Source organism: Burkholderia sp. KJ006, from assembly GCF_000262695.1.
Classification (GTDB): Bacteria; Pseudomonadota; Gammaproteobacteria; order Burkholderiales; family Burkholderiaceae; genus Burkholderia; species Burkholderia vietnamiensis.
This window is the reverse complement of record NC_017922.1, coordinates 1,025,412-1,043,765: the sequence shown is the minus strand read 5'-3', so window position 1 is coordinate 1,043,765 and position 18,354 is coordinate 1,025,412. Positions and strand designations below refer to the sequence as shown.

Sequence of the window (18,354 nt, the reverse complement as noted above, 5' to 3'; positions counted from 1 at the left end):
TTGCGTCTGCAACCGACCGGAGAACCGAACGCCATGCATTCGAAACGCTTCCACCTTCGTCGCGCCCGCCTGCTCGCCGCGTTGACGCTCGCCACGACCGCCGTCGCCGCGCATGCGGCCGACTGGATCGTGTCAGGCAACGACGGCAAGTACCAGCGCATCGAAGGGCGCGACACCTATCTCGCGTCGCCGCCCGCTGACACGCTGACGCTGCTCGACGCCAGCGTGTTTCCGCCCAAGATCGCATTGCAGGTGGACGTCGAGAACGGCATCCAGGGGCCGCCGCAGGCGGTGGCGATCACGCCTGACGCGAAGCTCGCGCTGGTCGGTGCGCCCACGCGTTACGACCCGGCCGCGAAGCAGCTCGCGTACGACACGTTCGTGCAGGTCGTGACGCTCGACGCATCGCTGCCGACGATCGCGCGCATCGAGCTCGGCACGCATCCGCAGGGTATCGCGATCGACCGGTCGGGCCGGCTCGCGCTGGTCGCGAACGTCGACGGCAGCGTGTCGATCCTGCGGATCGACGGCACGCAGGTCACGCTCGACGGCGGCCTGAAGATCGGCAAGAAGCGCCTCGCCGGGATCAGCTTCACGCACGACGGCAAGCATGCGCTCGTGTCGCTGCGCGACGAGCAGGGCGTCGCGGTGCTGAACGTCGACGACGGCAAGGTGACCGACAGCGGCACGCGGCTGAGCACCGGCGTCGCGCCGTACACGATCGACGTGTCGAGCGACGATCGCTGGGCCGTCGTCAGCAACGTCGGCCTCGCGGGGCTGCCCGGCTATACGGGCACGCTCGCGGGCGACGCCGATTCGGTTGCGCTGATCGACGTGTCGCACACGCCGTTTCGCACGGTGCAGTACCTGACGGTGCCGTCGCTGCCGGAAGGCGTCGCGATCTCGCCGAACGGCAAATGGATCGCCGTGCAGGCGATGGACGGCTCGAACCTGACGCCCGACAATCCCGGCCGCCACAAGCGCGGCAAGGTCGTGCTGTTCGAGATCCGCGCCGGCCGCGCGGTGCAGACGAGCGAGGCGCCGGGCGGCGAAGCCGCGCAGGGCATCGCGTTCACCGCGGACAGCCGGCACGTGATCGTGCAGTTCAACGTCGAGCGGCAGCTCGCGCTGTATGCGGTGGAAGGCGGCAAGCTGCGCGATACGGGCACGCGCATCGCGCTGTCGGGCGGGCCGTCGTCGCTGCGGACCTTGCCGCGTTGAACGGGGTAGCGTGCGGCGGGCGATGCGCCCGCCTGCGCGCGCACGCGGGCCGCACGGCACGGCAGCCGGTTCGAGCGGCGCGCGTTCCACGGGCTGAGACGGGCTGAGACGGGCTGAGACGGGCTGATACGGGCTGATACGGGCTGATACGGGCTGGGGCCGGCGCGTCGTCCGGCGATGAAGCTGTCGGTCAGCGCGTCACGCCGGGTCGACGCGCATCTCGGCGCACGCCGCTAGCCCGCAAGCGCTACGGACGCAGCAGATCGAATCCGCCGAACACGACCACGCCGCTGAGCGCGATCATCGCAAGCGAATGCTGGCCGAAATACAGGATCGCGGCGGCGAGCCAAGTCGTCAGGCAGAAGGCGCCGATGCGGGCCATCGTGGATTCCTCGTGATACGTGATGAAGGGGGCGTAACCGTCGCCGTGCCGTGGAGGCGCTTGCTGCCGCTCGCGTGGCGCGACGCCGCCGATGCGCGCGATACGGCGGGCTTCGATACGCGGTTGCGGGCCGGCCGCGGCGAGACGCAATCGAGCGGCGGTCCGGCGGAAGGCAGGACTCGAATTTTACCAGCGTACCCGGCGCGTCTGTCTGGCCCCTTTGCGTCGCGCGGCTAAAGTTTGGTACGACGAATGCCGTTATCCGCTTGCAAGGTATTCGCCTGTTCAATCGACGGCAATCGCCGACCCACTACGGACCGACACAATGCAGATCGAACCTTCTTCCGCCGCGCAAACCCCGCTTGCGGCTTCCACGCCGACGGCCAACTCGACGGCTGCCGGGACATCGTCGCCGACGGGCGGCGCGACGGCTGCCGCTGCCGGCGCCGCGCCGGCCAACGGCGGTCAGGCGTCGAGCGCATCGGCGTCGTCGTCGTCGTCCGAGGATCCCGCGGTCAAGCAACTGAAACAGCTGATCGAGCGCCTGCAGAAACAGCTCGCGCAGATTCAGCAACAAATGGCGACCGTCGCGCAGCGCGCGAAGAACGATCCCGCCGCAGCCACCGAGCAGCAGTCGCTCGGCGCACAAGCGAGCACGATCTCCGCTGCGCTGTCGACGGCGATCGCGCAGCTCGCGCAGGCGATCCAGAAGTCGTCCGGATCGACGTCGGGCTCGCTGGTGTCGACGCAGGCCTGAATGCGTCGCGCGCCGCGCCGACGCGCGGCTTCGCGCATTAGAATCGCAAGCTCGTCTCTCCCCAAGGACGGCACCACGATGAGCGCGCACTTCACCGACGACGATCTCGTCCGTTTCGAAGAGCAGGGCGGGCCGCCGCTGCCCGCGGCCGACGCCGAAGGATGGCTCGACCATGACGGCGCGCGCATCTGGCACGCGTCGTTCGGAGATGGGCCGCCCGTCGTGCTGCTGCACGGCGGCCTCGGCCACGGCGGCAACTGGGGCCACCAGGTGCCGGCGCTGCTCGCGGCCGGCTACCGCGCGATCGTGATCGACAGCCGCGGCCACGGCCGCAGCACGCGCGATGCGCGCCCCTATTCGTACGAATGCATGGCATCCGACGTGCGCGCGGTACTCGACGCGCTGCGCATCGAGCGCGCGCGCTTCGTCGGCTGGAGCGATGGCGCATGCGTCGCGCTGGTGCTGGCCGCGCGCACGCCGCAGCGGGCGGCGGGCGTCTTCTTCTTCGCGTGCAACATGGATCCGAGCGGGACGAAGGAATTCGTGCCGAGCGCGTTGATCGACCGTTGCTTCGCGCGGCACCGCAAGGACTACGCACGCCTGTCCGCGACACCCGGCGACTTCGACGCGTTCGTCGCGGCCGTCAGCGAAATGATGCGCACGCAACCGAATTACGGCGCGTCCGAGCTTGCGGCGATCACGGTGCCGGTCGCGATCGTGCAGGGTGAGCACGACGAGTTCATCCGCGCCGAACATGCGGCATACCTCGCGCACACGATTCCGGGCGCGACGCTGACGCTTCTCTCTGGCGTCAGCCACTTCGCGCCGCTGCAGCGGCCGGCGCGCTTCAATGCGGCGATGCTCGCGTTTCTCGAGCGCACGGCCGGCTGACACGGGCGGCGGCGCTTCATCCCCGCGCCAATGAAAAAGCCACGGAACGGGCCGTGGCTTGCTTCGATCGCCGAACCAGCGGCGCCCGACTTACGCGATCGTCTTCGACCAGTTCGCGTACCAGTTGCGGAACAGCGTGTACTGCGCTTCAGCGTAGTTGCGTTGCGCGTCGCTCAGCGCATCGGTTTCGTTGAAGTGCAGCGTGTATTCCGTGTCGCCGTTCAGCACCATCAGGTGCTTGTAGAACAGCACGAGGTCGCAGCCTTCGTCGAACGACGACAGCACGGCGAGCGCCGCTTCGAGTTCCTTCGCGCGCACGCGCGCCACGGCGTCGCCCTGCGCGGCCTTCTTGCACAGGTCGACGAGCTGCAGCACTTCGCGCGGCAGCGCATTGCCGATGCCGGTGATCGCGCCGGCCGCACCGCAATTGACGAAGCCGTGGAACACCTGCGTGTCGACGCCGGCCATCAGCGTGACGTTTGCGTCTTGCGACGTGATGTTTTCGGCCGCATAGCGCATGTCGGCGGCGCCGCCGAATTCCTTGAAGCCGATCAGGTTCGGATGCTCGCGGCGCAGTTCGAAGAACAGGTCGGCGCGCGTCGCGAAGCCGTAGTACGGGCTGTTGTAGATCACCGCAGGCAGGTTCGGCGCGGCCTTCAGGATCGCGGAGAAGTGCGCCTTCTGCGCGGCCGGCGATGCGCCGCGCGACAGCACGCGCGGAATCACCATCAGCCCGTGCGCGCCGACCTTCGCCGCGTGAGCGGCGTGCGAGACGGCTTCCTTCGAATTCACCGCGCCCGTGCCGACGATGGTCGGCACGCCGGCTGCGACCAGCCGCGCGACGCCTTCCTGGCGTTGCGCTTCGGTGAGCAGCGGCCAGTCGCCCATCGAGCCGCAGTACACCACCGCGCGCATGCCCAGCGCCACCAGCTCCTTGCCCTTCTTCACCAGCGCGTCGAAATCCGGCTGGCGCTCGGCGGTACACGGCGTCATCAGGGCCGGAATGGTGCCGGTGAAAATGTTCTCGCTCATCTCGTTTCCTCACATTCAGATAGGTGAACTGCCATTGCTGGCAACCTGGGCGGTACGCGTGCGCGCCGGATCGTGGGGCTTCGCCCGATCCGGACCGTGGCCGGCCGCCTCTCGTTCGCGTCGGTGCCGAAACGGTGCCTCCCGTTTCGCCCGAGAGTCAGCCATCGACGAGTGCATTCTAGTGAGTTCGGATATTTTATACAATATAAAATAAAAAGGGCGTGAGGAAGGGAAGGGGAACGTGCTGGAAATGGGCGGGGGAATGGGCTGGAATGAGAGGGGAAGGGCGCGCGGAGCGTACCGGATCGCCTCCGCGCAAACCTTCACCGCGTGCGCCGGGATGCATGAAGTAAGCGCGCGGCCAGTCGGCATGCGACCGCCGCCAGCTGCATTCGGCGCGATTCGCCGAGCCGATCTGCCGGCCGCGTTGGCCGCTCCGCCGCTCTGCTACTATCGTAGAAAATATGCAATATTCACCGGCGCGTCGGCGCAAGCCTTGCCGCCATCCCTGGTCCGAACCGCAACATGAACGACAAACGCCCCGCCCTCGTCTACGCCACGCGTGCCGAGGCCGCCGCGAACGAACTGCGCCGTCGCATCCTGACCGGCGAGTACGTCGACGGCTACCAGCTTCGCCAGGACGCGCTGGCCACCGAGCTCGGGATCAGCCGCATCCCGCTGCGCGAAGCCCTCGTGCAGCTGGAAAGCGAAGGGCTCGTGAAAATTCTGCCGCACAAGGGCGCGATCGTCTCCGAGCTGTCGCCCGAGGACATCACCGAGCTGTTCGAGCTGCGCGCGCTGCTCGAGCCCGTGCTGCTGAAAAAGTCGATTCCGAAGCTCACGGCGGAAGACTTCGCGCGGCTCGACGCGATCCTCGACGAATACAGCGCGGTGCTGCACGCGAGCCAGTCCGGCCGCTGGGGCGAGCTGAACACCGAACTGCATCAACTGCTGCTGTCGCGGGCCGAGCAGCCGAAGACGGCCGCGATCGTCGCATCGCTGCTGCAGCAGACCGATCGCTACACGCGCGTTCAGCTGTCGCTGTCGGAGGCCGCGCGCGACGTGGCCGAGTCCGAGCATGCGGAACTGGTCGCGCTGTGCCGCAAGGGCGATGGGCGCGCTGCGGCGTCGCTGCTGAAGCGCCACATCGAGCACGCGGGCGGCGAACTGAACGCGTTCCTGCGCGAACGACGCCTAGGCCGCTGAAGCAGCCGCGCACGGTCCGCGCAGCGGGGCCGCGAACGCGGCATGGAAGCGCCGCGCTCGTCTCCCACAGCGCTCCCGCAGCGCATCGGCGCAGCCTGATGCGTATGGGGGATGCCGCCTAGCCGCCGCCGATTCCCTGTAACACCTTGCCGGTGCCGCCGCATACCGTGCATGGCTGGCCTTCCACCATCCCTGTGCCGCGACATACGCCGTATAGATCGTCGCCGACACCGGGCGTATCGGGCGGCCCTTCGTCCCCAGGATTCAACGGCGCGTCCTGACGCTGTCCCGCCGACGGTCGACTCGTCTGCATCGCATACCTCCTCGTGTGTTTGCCGTATCGCCCCGCCGCATCGTGCGTGCCCGCCGTGACGAAGTGGGGTACGGTGGCCGGCGCGCTTGCCGAAAGCCGCGCCGATACGCGCATCGGCAACGCTTGCGCTGGCATCCGCCGCGGCTCCCGACGCAGACGGCGTCGCGGCGTCATTACAACGGGGGAGCCGAACGCATTCGGCTGGCGCGGTGCGGACAAGATCGAGCACGTAAAGCCGTCAAGTAGTCAGTCATCGGACAACTAGAAAATAACCAAGTCGGCTACCCGGCATCCCGGCCAGCACGGTGCCGACTTCCAATACCGACGCCCGTTCGGAAAACGTTTCGCTAACCGGGCGCTTCACGTAGAAACGTTTTCCCCCAATCTCCTCAAAAACCCCGGACTACTCCGCTTATACGGGTATGCACCAAGTGAGTTAAACGATTAACCGACGTACATTCGCTTCCACACGTCATACAACGTATGACTCAAGTTAAACGCAGGCCGTGTACCGAAAGCGGGCGGAGGTCGCCCGGCGCGCCGCCGAACAACGAGCAACCAGCAAGGAGACTGACGATGAAGCACCGATTCACCCGCTCCCGTACCGCCGTGGCCGTCGCGCTGATGGCAGGCTTCGCCGTATCCGCGCACGCGCGCGTGTTCCGCTCGGCGGACGTGCATGGCGACAACTTCCCGACCAACATGGCGGTCAAGTACATGGGCGACGAGCTGTCGAAGCTCACGGGCGGCAAGGACTCGATCAAGGTGTTCGGCAACAGCGCGCTCGGCTCGGAGAAGGACACGGTCGACCAGGTGCGGATCGGCGCGATCGACATGGCGCGCGTGAACGGCGCCTCGTTCAACGAGATCGTGCCCGAGTCGCTGATCCCGTCGCTCCCGTTCCTGTTCCGCGACGTCGACCATTTCCGCAAGGCGATGTACGGTCCCGCCGGCCAGAAGATCCTCGACGCGTTCGCGGCGAAGGGCATGATCGCGCTGACGTTCTACGAGAGCGGCGCGCGCTCGATCTACGCGAAGCGCCCGGTGCGCTCGCCGGCCGACATGAAGGGCTTGAAGGTGCGCGTGCAACCGTCTGACCTGATGGTCGACGAGATCAAGGCAATGGGCGGCACGCCCACGCCGATGCCGTTCGCCGAGGTGTACACGGGCCTGAAGACGGGCCTCGTCGATGCGGCGGAAAACAATCTGCCGTCGTACGAGGAAACCAAGCACTTCGAAGTCGCGCCCGACTACTCGGAGACGCAGCACGCGATGACGCCCGAAGTGCTGGTGTTCTCGAAGAAGATCTGGGACACGCTGTCGCCGCAGGAGCAGGCCGCGATCAAGAAGGCCGCGGCGGATTCGGTGCCGTACTACCAGAAGCTGTGGACCGCGCGCGAGGCGTCCGCGCAGCAGACGGTGACGAAGGGCGGCGCGAAGATCGTACCGGCCGCGCAGATCGATCGCGCGGCGTTCGTGAAGGCGATGCAGCCGCTGTGGGCCAAGTATGAAAAGACCCCGCAGATGAAGCAGATCGTCGACGAGATCGAGGCCACCAAGTGACCCGTCGCACTTCACCGAATGGCGCCGCGGCCGTCGGCGCGGCGCCGTGCCGCGCGCGCGCGACGCCGCTGCTGCACTGCGCGAACGACCTGCTGTTCCGCGCGCTCGCGGTGATCGCGTCGCTGTGTCTCGCGGCGCTCACGGTGCTGGTGTTCTACGCGGTCGTGATGCGCTACGTGTTCGAGAACGCGCCCGATTTCGTCGAGCCGATAGCGTTGCTGCTGGTGATCGTCATCGCGATGTTCGGCGCGGCGATGAAGGTGCGCGACGGCGGCCACATCGGCCTCGATTCGCTCGTGCAGCGCCTGCCGCCGAAGGGGCGCACCGTCGTGATCGCGATCCAGCATCTGTGCCTGATCGCGTTCGCGATCGCGATCATCGCCGGCTGCGGCAGCATGGCGGCCGAGACGATGGGCGACCGCATTCCGATCATCGGGTTGCCCGAGGGCGTGCGCTATCTGATCACGATTCCCGCAGCGATCGCCATCATCCTTTTCTCGCTCGAGCACCTGCTCGCGCTCCGTCGTTCTTCGTCGGGACATTAACGCCATGGAACTCGCGATCCTGTCCGTCAGTTTTCTGATTTTCCTCGTGCTCGGCGTGCCCGTGTCGTTCGCGCTCGGCATCGCATGCGTGCTGACCTACCTCGTCGAAGGGCTGCCGATCGCCACCGCGATGCAGTCGATGATCTCGGGGATGAACGCGTTCTCGTTCCTCGCGGTGCCGTTCTTCATCTTTTCCGGCGAACTGATGCTGCACGGCGGCATCGCCGACCGGATCCTGCGCTTCGCGCAGGCGACCGTCGGCCATTTTCGCGGCGGCCTCGGGATGGCCAACGTCGTCGCCTGTACGCTGTTCGGCGGCGTGTCGGGCTCGCCGACCGCCGACACGTCGGCGATGGGCGGCGTGGTGATCCCGTTGATGAAGCGCGAGGGCTACAGCGCGGCGTACGCGGTCAACGTGACGACCCACGCGTCGCTCGCCGGCGCGCTGATGCCGACGTCGACCAACATGATCATCTACGCGTTCGCCGCGCAGGGGATCACCGGGATGCTGCACGGCCAGCAGGTGAGCGGCGTGTCGATCGGCGACCTGCTGTTTTCCGGGCTGCTGCCGGTGCTGTGGGTGATGGGCTTCGTGCTCGCCGCCGCGTACTGGCAGGCCGTGCGTCACGGCTATCCGCGCCGCGAGGACGGCTCGTCCGCGCTGCCCGCGTTCCCCGGCTGGTATGCGGTGCTGCGCAGCTTCGTCGGCGCGGTGCCCGGCCTGATGGTGATCGCGATCATCCTCGTGTGCGTCGCGAAGGGGATTGCCACCGCGACCGAAGCGGCGGCCATCGCGGTCGTGTACTCGCTCGTGCTGACCGCGCTCGTCTATCGCACGCTGACCGTCGAGAAGCTGCGGCGCGCGCTGTCGCATGCGGCGCGCACGACGGGCGTCGTGCTGCTGCTGATCGCCGTGTCGAACATGCTGCGCTTCCAGATGTCGTATCTGGAGATCCCGGATGCGATCGAAGGGCTGCTCAAGCAGTCGACCGCCGCGCCGTGGCTGATGCTGCTGTACATCAACGTCATCCAGGTGTTCCTCGGCACCTTCGTCGACATGGCCGCGCACATCCTGATCACGACTCCGCTGTTCCTGCCGATCGCGATGGCCTGCGGCGTCGGGCCCGTGCAGTTCGGCATCATGCTGCTGCTGAACTGCTCGCTCGGCCTCGTGCATCCGCCGATCGGCTCGGTGCAGTTCGTCGGCTGCGCGATCGGCAACGTGTCGATCGGCGAGACGACCAAGATGGCGTGGCCGTATTACCTCGCGATCTTCAGCGCGATCAACATCGTCACGTACATGCCGTTCTTTTCGACCTGGCTGCCGAGCCTGATCAGCGGGCACGCGGTGTTCTGAGTACCGGCATCGGCCCGCGCGGCGCCGGACGATCGACATCGTCCGGCGCCGCGATCACGTTAACGGATTCTTCCTTCGTGGCCGGTTTGCGGCGTGCGCGTGCCTCGCGTTGTGCATGCAAGTGACCGACGCCGGACCACGCTGCAGCATGCGGCGCTCGCCGAACAGGCCGGTGCGGACACGCGCTTGGTCCGCGTGCCCGGTTCGATGCGGGCCGCGTGATCGTTCGCACTGCGCGCCGGGCCGAACGCGGCCCGACGCCGGCATTCCCGACCCTTGGATCCAGCGCCGCATGCGAGCGCGCCACCGCCGCCGCGACGCGCTACACACGTCGCCTGCAGCGCCCGCCGAGCTGTGCGATCATGCGCGGCGCCAGCGTTGCTGGCAACGCGCCAGTGAATCAGCGCGCGCTTGCGCGCCGCTGCCCATCGTCGTCATACCCGGAGGCCCGATGCTCACCCGCACCATCCACGGCAGCACGCTGCATTACCACGATCACGGCACCGGCTTCCCGGTGCTGCTCGGACACAGCTATCTGTGGGACGCGGCGATGTGGGCGCCGCAGATCGACGCGCTGTCGCGCCGGTATCGCGTGATCGTGCCCGACCTGTGGGGGCATGGCGCATCGGGTCCGCTGCCGGCCGGCACGCAGACGCTCGACGATCTCGCCGCGCATGCGAGCGCGTTGCTCGACGCGCTCGAGATCGAGCAATGCGCGGTGGTCGGCCTGAGCGTTGGCGGGATGTGGGGCGCGCGGCTCGCGTTGCGCGAACCGCAGCGCGTGCGCTCGCTCGTATTGATGGACGCGTCGCTCGAAGCCGAGCCCGACGCGACGCGGCTGCGCTACTTCGGGATGCTCGATGCGATCGCCGCCGCCGGCAAGATTGCGCCACCGCTGCTCGATGCGATCGTGCCGCTGTTCTTCCGCCCGGACGCGAATCTGTCGGACCCGGTGCCGAGCGCATTTCGCGCCGCACTCGCCGGCCTGCCTGCCGACCGGCTGCGCGAGTCGATCGTCCCGTTCGGCCGGCTGATTTTCGGGCGTCCGGACACGCTGGCCGCACTCGCCGACCTCGATGCCGCGCGCACGCTGCTGATGTGCGGCGCCGGCGACATGGCGCGGCCGCCGTCGGAGACGGAGAAGATGGCAGGCGTGATCGGCTGCCGCCACGTGCTGGTGCCGGACGCCGGCCACATCTCGAACCTCGAGAATCCCGCCTTCGTCACGCGCACGCTGCTCGACTGGTTCGACGAGCAGAAGCTCGCCGCGGCTTGAGCGGCACGCGGCGTTGCGTGACGCCGCTGCGGCTGGCACTGCGCGACGGATGTGCCGCGCATCAGGCACATCACGTGCGTCACATGATCAAGCGCGTTCGCCGATCGGCGTGAGCTTGCGTTCGCGCCCGCGGACCTCGCCGGCGCCGCGGCGGATCAGCTCCTGCGCTTCGGCGCGGCTGCCCACGCACGGCGTGGAGCCCGGCAGCGGCCGCCGCGCGCTCTCGCGCAGCGCGAGCACCGACACGATGCCGATGAACGACGCGCCCATCAGGTAGTACGCCGGCATCATCAGGTCGCCGGTGCGATCGACGAGCCATGCGGTGACGAGAGGCGTCGTGCCGCCGAACAGCGACACCGACACGTTGAAGCCGATCGCGAGCGCGCCGTAGCGGATCCGCGTCGGGAACAGCGCGGGCAGCGCCGACGGCATCACGCCGGTAAAGGTCGACAGCAGCGTGCCGTAGATCAGCATCCCGCCGAACACCGGCAGCATGCCGCCGGTGCGGATCAGCATCAGCGCCGGCACGGACAGCACGAGCAGGCCGACGCAGCCGAACATCATCACCGGCTTGCGGCCGATGCGGTCGGACAGATGCCCGGCATAGAGCGTCATCGGCATCATCAGCAGCATCACGATCAGCACCATGAACAGCCCGTGCGTCTCGTTGAAGTGCAGCGTGGCCGACAGATAGTTCGGCAGGTACGACAGCGCCATGTAGTCGGTCACGTTGAAGATCAGCACGAGACCGACGCACTGGAGCAGCGGCCGCCACTGTTCGACGAGCAGCGTGCCGAACGACTGCTTCGGGCGCGCGCGTTCGTCTGCTTCGCGCGCCAGCGCTTCCTTCTTGAACGCAGGCGTTTCCTCGAGCTTGATCCGGATGTACAGACCGACGAGGCCGAGCGGCCCCGCGATGAAGAACGGCACGCGCCAGCCCCATGACAGCAGCGCGTCGTGCGACAGCGTCGCCGTCAGCAGCGCGACGGTGGCCGCGCCGAGCGTATAGCCGATCAGCGTGCCGAACTCGAGGAAGCTGCCCATGAAGCCGCGGCGCTTGTCGGTCGAGAACTCGGCGATGAAGGTGGCGGCGCCGCCGTATTCGCCGCCGGTGGAGAAGCCCTGCACGAGGCGGGCGACGAGCAGCAGCACGGGCGCCATGATGCCGATCGACGCGTAGCTGGGGATCAGGCCGATCGCGAAGGTGCCGACGGCCATCATGATCATGGTGGCGGCGAGCACGCGCTGGCGGCCGATGCGGTCGCCGAGCGGGCCGAACACCATGCCGCCGAGCGGGCGCACGACGAACGCGGCCGCGAACGTGCCGAAGGTGGCGAGCAGCTGCGCGGACGGGCTGCTCGACGGGAAGAACACCTTGCCGAGCGTGACGGCGATGTAGCTGTAGACGCCGAAGTCGAACCATTCCATCGCATTGCCGAACGCCATCGCGCCGACCGCGCGCTTCAGGATGGCGCGGTCCACGATCGTGATGTCGTCGAGCTTGAGGGCCTGGCGCGAAGACCGGGTTTTCGCGGAGTGCGCGTGCGGTGAACTCAATGAACGCTCCTGGAAGGGGCCTTCGCAGCGGGCCGGCGGCAGCGCGGCGGGACGGACGCGGCAGCGTCGGCGGCGAGGGCGGTTGTCTCGGGATCGCCACGGTGCCGTGACGCGGCGCAACACGCGACACGCGACACGCGACACGGGGCAGGTGGCTGTGTGCTGGCGTGCACCAGTGTAGAGAAACGGAGCGTGCGGACTATCGGCGATGCGCCCGGAAATCGGTCGTAAACGACACGCATCGCGCAGCCGCGCGATGTGCGCCGCAACACCGGGCGGCGTCGGTCGACGCGTTGGACCGGGAAGCGCGCGGTCTATACCAGGCCTTCTTGCGGGCATGCGGCGCGGACGCAGCGCGTGCGCGAGCGGATCGCACCCTCGATGCGCGACGAAGTTCGCGCCGGAGTCGGCGCATGCCGACTCCGACACTTGATGATTCGGACTGCAAATGCAGAACGGCGGCGCTGCCGATGCCGCCGTTTCCTGCATCAGAACATGTGCCGGATCCCGACGTTCGCGCCGACGGTCGTGCCGTTGACCGCGTAAAGCGCGTTGGTGATGCCGAGCCCGGTGTCCATCGCGCCGTGGTTGTTGACCATCGCGACCTGTGCATACAACGCGGTCGCCTTCGACAGGCTGTACGTCGAGCCGACGGCGGCGAGCAGCGAGTGGTTGGCCGTGTCGTTGCGATCGCTCGTGAACCACACGCCGCCGTTCAGGTCGACCGTCGGCGTCGCCTGGTAGTCGAGGCCGCCGCCGTACACGTTGTTGCTGAACGACCCGGCAACCTTGTAGCTGGCGAACGACGCCTTCGCGGTGACGGGGCCGAACCGGTACGCGGCGCCGATCGTGCGGCCGACGAACGCGACGGTGCTGGCGGTGGGCGTCGGGTTGGTGCCGTCGTTGCCGTTGTAGAAGCCGGCGTTGATCATGAAGCCGCCGTGCTCGTACTTGAGGCTCGCGGAGTACTGGCGTCCCGCCTGAAAATCGCCGGCCTTGCCGCCGAACGCGAACATCGCGCTGCCGGTGAGGCCGGCGATCGTCGGGCTCGTGTACGACACGGCGTTCGGGTTGAACAGGCCGGTCACCAGCACGTTGTCGACGTAGTTGACGAGCCCGCTGCCGAAGTGCGAGAAGCTGCGCGGGTCCGAATCGAAGATCGCGAGCAGGAACGGCGAATACTGGACGCCGGCCTTGACCGTGCCGAACGCGCCGTCGAGTCCGACCCACGCCTGGCGACCGAAGATGTTGCCGTTCGAATGCGCGAATGCGCCGTTGGTGACGGCAAAGCCGCTTTCGAGCTGGAACTTCGCCTTCAGGCCGCCGCCGAGATCCTCGGTGCCGGTCATCCCGAACGTCGTCGGCGTCATGCCGGTATCGGCCATCGAGAACTGATGGCCTGCGTTTGCGCCGGTGGCGCTATCGAGCGTCTTGCTCGTGTACAGCAACGCGGCGTCGAGGTTGCCGTACAGCGTCACGCTGCTTTGGGCGAAGCCGCTGGGGCTGGCAAGCGCGCCTGCGAGCGCGGCGCAGCCGATCACGATCCTGCTTTTCATCGGGGTGTCTCCAGTGTTGTTGTACGTCCATGCATCGAACAGAAAAGGCGCCGGACGGCCGCGCAGCGGTGTCCGTCGCCCGGGCCGCGCACGCGGGATGGGGCGCGGGGACGCAGGTGCGCGGCCGGGTGGCGGCTGCGCGTCGCGCGTTCGCGGCCGGGATGGGCGCCGGAACGTGCGTGCGTCGCGGAGGTCGGGTGGGGCCGGCCGGTGCCGGCCCCGTCATTCAGAGCGACAGGCCGAGCTGCTCCAGAATCGCCGGATTCTCGAGCGTGGAGGTGTCCTGCGTGATCGCCTCGCCCTTCGCGAGCGAGCGCAGCAGGCGCCGCATGATCTTGCCCGAGCGCGTCTTCGGCAGGTTGTCGCCGAAACGGATGTCCTTCGGCTTCGCGATCGGCCCGATCTGCTTGCCGACCCAGTCGCGCAGCGCCTTGGCCAGCGCCGCGGCCTCGTCGCCTTCAGGGCGCGAGCGCTTGAGCACCACGAACGCGACCACCGCCTCGCCCGTCGTGTCGTCCGGCCGGCCGACCACGGCCGCTTCCGCCACCAGCTCGTGCGACACCAGCGCCGACTCGATCTCCATCGTGCCGAGCCGGTGGCCCGACACGTTCAGCACGTCGTCGATGCGCCCCATGATCGTGAAGTAACCGGTGTCCTTGTCGCGCACCGTGCCGTCGCCCGCCAGATACAGCCCGCCGCCGAGCTCCTCAGGGTAGTAGCTCTTCCTGAAGCGCTCCGGGTCGCCCCAGATCGTGCGGATCATCGACGGCCACGGTCGCTTGACCACCAGGATCCCGCCTTGCCCGTTGGGCACGTCCTGGCCCGTCTCGTCGACCACCGCGGCCATGATCCCCGGCAGCGGCAGCGTGCACGAACCGGGCACCGTCGGCGTCGCGCCCGGCAGCGGCGTGATCATGTGGCCGCCGGTTTCGGTTTGCCACCAGGTGTCGACGATCGGGCAGCGCTCGCCGCCCACGTGCTTGTGATACCACATCCACGCGTCCGGATTGATCGGCTCGCCGACCGTGCCGATGATGCGCAGGCTCGACAGGTCGTAGCTCTTCGGGTGGACCTTGTCGTCGGCGTCGGCGGCCTTGATCAGCGAACGGATCGCGGTCGGCGCGGTGTAGAACACGCTGACCTTGTGGTCGGCGATCATCTTCCAGAAGCGCCCGGCGTCCGGGTAGGTCGGCACGCCCTCGAACACGACCTGCGTGCCGCCGCATGCGAGCGGCCCGTAGGTGATGTACGTGTGGCCGGTGACCCAGCCGATGTCGGCCGTACACCAGAACACGTCGTCGGGCTTCCAGTCGAAGGTCCACTTCATCGTCTGCGCGGCCCACAGCAGGTAGCCGCCGGTGCTGTGCTGCACACCCTTGGGCTTGCCGGTCGAGCCCGAGGTGTAGAGGATGAACAGCGGATGCTCGGCGCCGACCCATTCTGGCGGGCAGTGGTCGGACTCGGCGTCGGCGAGCTCGTGCATCCACAGATCGCGCCCGGCATGCCAGTCGATCTTGCCGCCGGTACGGCGATAGACGATCACGCTCTTGACCGCGTCGCAGCCGCCCATCGCGATCGCCTCGTCGGCGATGCTCTTGAGCGGCAGCGTCTTGCCGCCGCGCGCCTGCTCGTCGGCGGTGATCAGCGCGACCGCGCCGACGTCGACGAGCCGCTCGTTCAGCGATTTGGCGGAGAAGCCGCCGAACACGACCGAGTGCGTGGCGCCGATGCGCGCGCAGGCCTGCATCGCGACGATGCCTTCGATCGACATCGGGATGTAGATGACGACGCGATCGCCCTTGCCGATGCCGCGTTTTTTCAGCGCATTGGCGAAGCGCGACACGCGCGCGAGCAGCTCGGCGTAGGTGACGCGCGTGACGGTGCCGTCGTCGGCCTCGAAGATCACGGCGACGCGCTGGCCGTTGCCGGCTTCGACGTGACGGTCGAGGCAGTTGTACGACGCGTTGAGCTCGCCGTCGTCGAACCACGTGCAGAACGGCGCGTTGCTCTCGTCGAGCACCTTGGTGAACGGCTTGTGCCAGCTCAGGTTCTCGCGCGCGAGACGCGCCCAGAAGCCCTCGTAGTCCTGTTCGGCCTCGGCGACGAGCGCGCGGTAGGCCGGCATGCCGGAAATGGTCGCGCGTGCGCGCGTGTCGGCCGTCGGTTCGAAGATTCGGCTTTCCTGAAGGATCGATACGAGGGCGGTCAAGGTGTTCTCCATAATTTGTCTGGGTGTGGCTGGAATAGCAAAACGCAACTAGCATGCCAAGCGCCGCCGCGATCCGGTCGAATCGGCACGCATGCCCGTCGCGCGCGGCGTTCCGGAATCGATAGGGGATGCAAACGATCTGCGCATGGCCGCGCGGCATCGTGAGCGGCGCGATCGTTGCGCCGAAATGCAGCAGCGGGTGTTGCAGGTGTCAACATGGCGGCGGACGGCGGCGCATGCGCCGCCGTCCCTGCGCGGGCTATGCGATGAACGCGCGCAGCACGTCGAGCCCGTCGGACGCGCGCAGCCGCGCGAGCGCCGACGCCTCGATCTGCCGCACGCGTTCGGCGGACAGGTTCAGCTGTCGGCCGATGTCGCGCAGCGAGCAGCCTTCGTCCGCGTGCAGCCCGTAGCGCAGCCGCAGGACCGTCGCCTCGCGCGCGGGCAGGCGGCCGATCATCGCCGCGATCGTGTCGCGCAACTGCGCGGCGCCGGCGGCGTCTTCGGGCGACGGCGTCGATACGTCGGGCGCGACGTCGACGAAGGTCATCTCGCCTTCCGGCGAGACGGGCGCGTCGGCCGACATCGGCTCCTTCACGATCGACATCAGGTCGCGCACCTTGTCGAGCGGCTCGCCCATTTGCACGGCCAGTTCGTGCGGCGTCGCGGCAGCGCCGGAACGCTGCCGGTGTTCGCGCGCGATCCGTGTCAGTTTGTTGATCGCGTCGACGGTGTGCGTCGGCACGCGGATCGTGCGGCCGAGATCGGCGAGCGCGTGCGTGATCGCCTGCCTGATCCACCAGGTCGCGTAGGTCGAGAAGCGGAAGCCGCGCCGATGGTCGTAGCGGTCGATCGCCTTCAACAGCCCGATGTTGCCTTCCTGGATCAGGTCCGCGAACGGCAGCCCGCGGTCCGGGTAGCGCTTCGCGATCGATACGACGAGCCGCAGGTTCGCGTCGAAGAGGCCCATCCGCGCCGGCTGCATCGCGCGCTCGATCGTGTCGAGCCGCGCATCGAGCAACGCGATCGTGTCGGGCGGCAGCGGCGATGTGCGGGCGGCCCGCGCGATCGCGTCGCGCGCGTCGACCAGCTCGGCCGCGCGGCGCGTCAGCGCCGGCTCGCATTCGGGATGCGCGGCGATGCACGCCGCGAGCCAGCGGGCATGATCGCCGTCGCGCTGCACGCACGCAGCCGCCGCGCCGTGCGGCACGCCCGCGTCGGCGAGCGTGCGTGCGAGCCGGCCGTGCAGCGTGCGCTGCCGGCGCGCGTGCGTGCGCAGCGGCTCGCTCATGCGCTCGAGTGCGCGCATCGACATGCGCAGCGTGCCGAGCAGGGCGGCCGCTTCGCGCACGCAGGCGCGGTAGGCGAGACCGTGCGCGCCGTCGGTTTCCAGTGCGGCGCGCATCGCGGCCGCGAGCGCGTCGATCGGCGCCAGTCGCGCGAGCACGGTATGACGGCAGAGCCCATCGTCGGCCGGAGCGTCGTCGTCGCGCGTGCTCGCGCCCGCGTCGACCGGCGTATCGCCGGCATGCGTGCTGTCGGCGGCGCCGCCGGCGGGCGCCATGTCCGAGATATCCGGGATGGACAGCACGTAAGCGGACGCGGCCGTCCGGCCTTCGGCGATCTCGATGCGCATCGCGACCAGTGCGTCGAGTGCCTGCGGATCGCCGCACAGCACCGCGACCGACGCCGCGCGGCCGCGCTCGATCCGTTGCGCGTGCATGATCTCCTCGTCGCGCGTGAGCAGCGGCGTCATGCCCATCTCGCGCAGGTAGAGGCGTACGGGGTCGGTCGTGCGCGGTGCGCTCAGCTCGGCCGCGGCGAGCGCGCCGGCCCCTTCGGCCCACGCACGCGCGCTCGGCGTGGGCTGGAAGTAACGGTCGAGCGTCCAGCCCGCGGCGTGCGCGCCGTCCGACACCGCGATGCCCAGCTCGCGCAGCATCGCAGCCGTCGCGTCGACGCCGCCCTGATGGGCGTCGTCGTCCGGCAAGGCGTCGATGATGTCGCCGTGCGTGACGAAGCCGCGTGTGAGCCCCGTCGAAATCAGTGCGTGCAGGTGCGCCGCGTGAGGCGGCGCGTCGCCGTCGTGGCCGGCGGCGCGCACCGGCACCGGCACCGGCGCGTGCCGTGGCGCCGGGCGCGCCGGCAACGCATCACGCGCCCTTGGCATACACGTTGCACCAGCCGTCAGCCGCGACCGACTTGCCGGCGAACATCGGGCAGGTGCCGGCGTCGGCGCTTTCGCTCTTGTAGAAGCGGCAGTTGGCGCAGCGCTGGCCGCTCTGGTATTTCGGGAACTTCGCGGCGTCGACGCTCGACGCGCGCGCGCGGTAGCCGAGCGTCTTCGCGGTCGCGTCGTTCTCGTCGACGAGCGGCAGCGCGGCGAGCGCGGAGCGGGTTGCGGCGAGCGCCGCGCACAGTCCGATGGTCTGGACGATGAAGGTTCTGCGATTCGGGTTGTGCATCACGGTCGTTTCCTGTTGAAGAAG

At 68.5% G+C, this 18,354-nt stretch carries 16 protein-coding genes; 8 read left to right on the top strand and 8 right to left on the bottom strand.

All coding sequences use genetic code 11. The features are described 5' to 3' along the window. Nucleotides 1–33 precede the first annotated feature (33 nt). Nucleotides 34–1,221: a YncE family protein gene (locus tag MYA_RS28455; protein ID WP_041494415.1), complete on the top strand. Its 1,188-nt coding sequence runs from the start codon at nt 34–36 to the stop codon at nt 1,219–1,221. Between the two features lie 247 nt (nt 1,222–1,468). Here the strand turns inward: MYA_RS28455 and MYA_RS31865 are convergent, their stop codons facing one another. Then, nucleotides 1,469–1,753, bottom strand: a complete 285-nt coding sequence (locus tag MYA_RS31865) for a hypothetical protein (protein WP_050991264.1) — start codon at nt 1,751–1,753, stop codon at nt 1,469–1,471. 175 nt (nt 1,754–1,928) lie between these two features. Here MYA_RS31865 and MYA_RS28445 point away from each other — a divergent pair, with 175 nt between their 5' ends. Beyond that, the gene (locus MYA_RS28445; RefSeq protein WP_014726261.1) at nt 1,929–2,360 is read left to right on the top strand and encodes a hypothetical protein; all 432 of its coding nucleotides are present in this window, start codon (nt 1,929–1,931) and stop codon (nt 2,358–2,360) included. A 78-nt stretch (nt 2,361–2,438) separates the two neighbouring features. Beyond that, a complete protein-coding gene (locus MYA_RS28440; protein WP_034194427.1) occupies nt 2,439–3,251 on the top strand; it encodes an alpha/beta fold hydrolase in 813 nt (270 codons plus the stop codon). Nucleotides 3,252–3,341: 90 nt separating this feature from the next. On the opposite strand, the gene MYA_RS28435 is transcribed toward MYA_RS28440, so the two are convergent. Beyond that, nucleotides 3,342–4,283, bottom strand: coding sequence for a dihydrodipicolinate synthase family protein (locus tag MYA_RS28435; protein WP_014726259.1), 942 nt, complete (start codon nt 4,281–4,283; stop codon nt 3,342–3,344). 525 nt (nt 4,284–4,808) lie between these two features. Here MYA_RS28435 and MYA_RS28430 point away from each other — a divergent pair. Beyond that, nucleotides 4,809–5,489 (top strand): GntR family transcriptional regulator, encoded by a 681-nt coding sequence (locus MYA_RS28430; protein WP_011880625.1) that lies wholly within the window; start codon nt 4,809–4,811, stop codon nt 5,487–5,489. Nucleotides 5,490–5,607: 118 nt separating this feature from the next. On the opposite strand, the gene MYA_RS32385 is transcribed toward MYA_RS28430, so the two are convergent. Then, nucleotides 5,608–5,802, bottom strand: coding sequence for a hypothetical protein (locus MYA_RS32385; protein ID WP_014726258.1), 195 nt, complete (start codon nt 5,800–5,802; stop codon nt 5,608–5,610). Between the two features lie 576 nt (nt 5,803–6,378). Here MYA_RS32385 and MYA_RS28425 point away from each other — a divergent pair. The 4 genes from MYA_RS28425 to MYA_RS28410 all read left to right on the top strand — a co-directional run bounded on the left by MYA_RS28425 (nt 6,379) and on the right by MYA_RS28410 (nt 10,543). Continuing rightward, nucleotides 6,379–7,365: a TRAP transporter substrate-binding protein gene (locus MYA_RS28425; protein ID WP_014726257.1), complete on the top strand. Its 987-nt coding sequence runs from the start codon at nt 6,379–6,381 to the stop codon at nt 7,363–7,365. Then, nucleotides 7,362–7,910, top strand: coding sequence for a TRAP transporter small permease (locus MYA_RS28420; protein WP_014726256.1), 549 nt, complete (start codon nt 7,362–7,364; stop codon nt 7,908–7,910). Before MYA_RS28425 ends, MYA_RS28420 begins: the two co-directional genes overlap by 4 nt. A gap of 4 nt (nt 7,911–7,914) precedes the next feature. Continuing rightward, nucleotides 7,915–9,267: a TRAP transporter large permease gene (locus MYA_RS28415; RefSeq protein ID WP_011880621.1), complete on the top strand. Its 1,353-nt coding sequence runs from the start codon at nt 7,915–7,917 to the stop codon at nt 9,265–9,267. 451 nt (nt 9,268–9,718) lie between these two features. Beyond that, on the top strand, nt 9,719–10,543 hold the full coding sequence (locus MYA_RS28410; RefSeq protein WP_034194428.1) for an alpha/beta fold hydrolase: 825 nt from the start codon (nt 9,719–9,721) through the stop codon (nt 10,541–10,543). An 87-nt stretch (nt 10,544–10,630) separates the two neighbouring features. On the opposite strand, the gene proP is transcribed toward MYA_RS28410, so the two are convergent. From proP to MYA_RS28385, 5 genes are all read right to left on the bottom strand, one after another. Beyond that, complete coding sequence (gene proP / locus MYA_RS28405; RefSeq protein WP_014726252.1) at nt 10,631–12,100, bottom strand: glycine betaine/L-proline transporter ProP; 1,470 nt, start codon at nt 12,098–12,100, stop codon at nt 10,631–10,633. Between the two features lie 488 nt (nt 12,101–12,588). Next, a complete protein-coding gene (locus MYA_RS28400; RefSeq protein ID WP_014726251.1) occupies nt 12,589–13,656 on the bottom strand; it encodes a porin in 1,068 nt (355 codons plus the stop codon). A gap of 226 nt (nt 13,657–13,882) precedes the next feature. Beyond that, nucleotides 13,883–15,877, bottom strand: coding sequence for an acetate--CoA ligase (acs, locus tag MYA_RS28395; protein ID WP_041494414.1), 1,995 nt, complete (start codon nt 15,875–15,877; stop codon nt 13,883–13,885). Nucleotides 15,878–16,124: 247 nt separating this feature from the next. Next, entirely contained in the window at nt 16,125–18,035 is a 1,911-nt protein-coding gene (locus MYA_RS28390; RefSeq protein WP_041494413.1) for a sigma-70 family RNA polymerase sigma factor, read from the bottom strand. Beyond that, the gene (locus tag MYA_RS28385) at nt 18,019–18,330 is read right to left on the bottom strand and encodes a high-potential iron-sulfur protein (RefSeq protein ID WP_011880615.1); all 312 of its coding nucleotides are present in this window, start codon (nt 18,328–18,330) and stop codon (nt 18,019–18,021) included. Before MYA_RS28385 ends, MYA_RS28390 begins: the two co-directional genes overlap by 17 nt. Between the last annotated feature and the right edge of the window lie 24 nt (nt 18,331–18,354).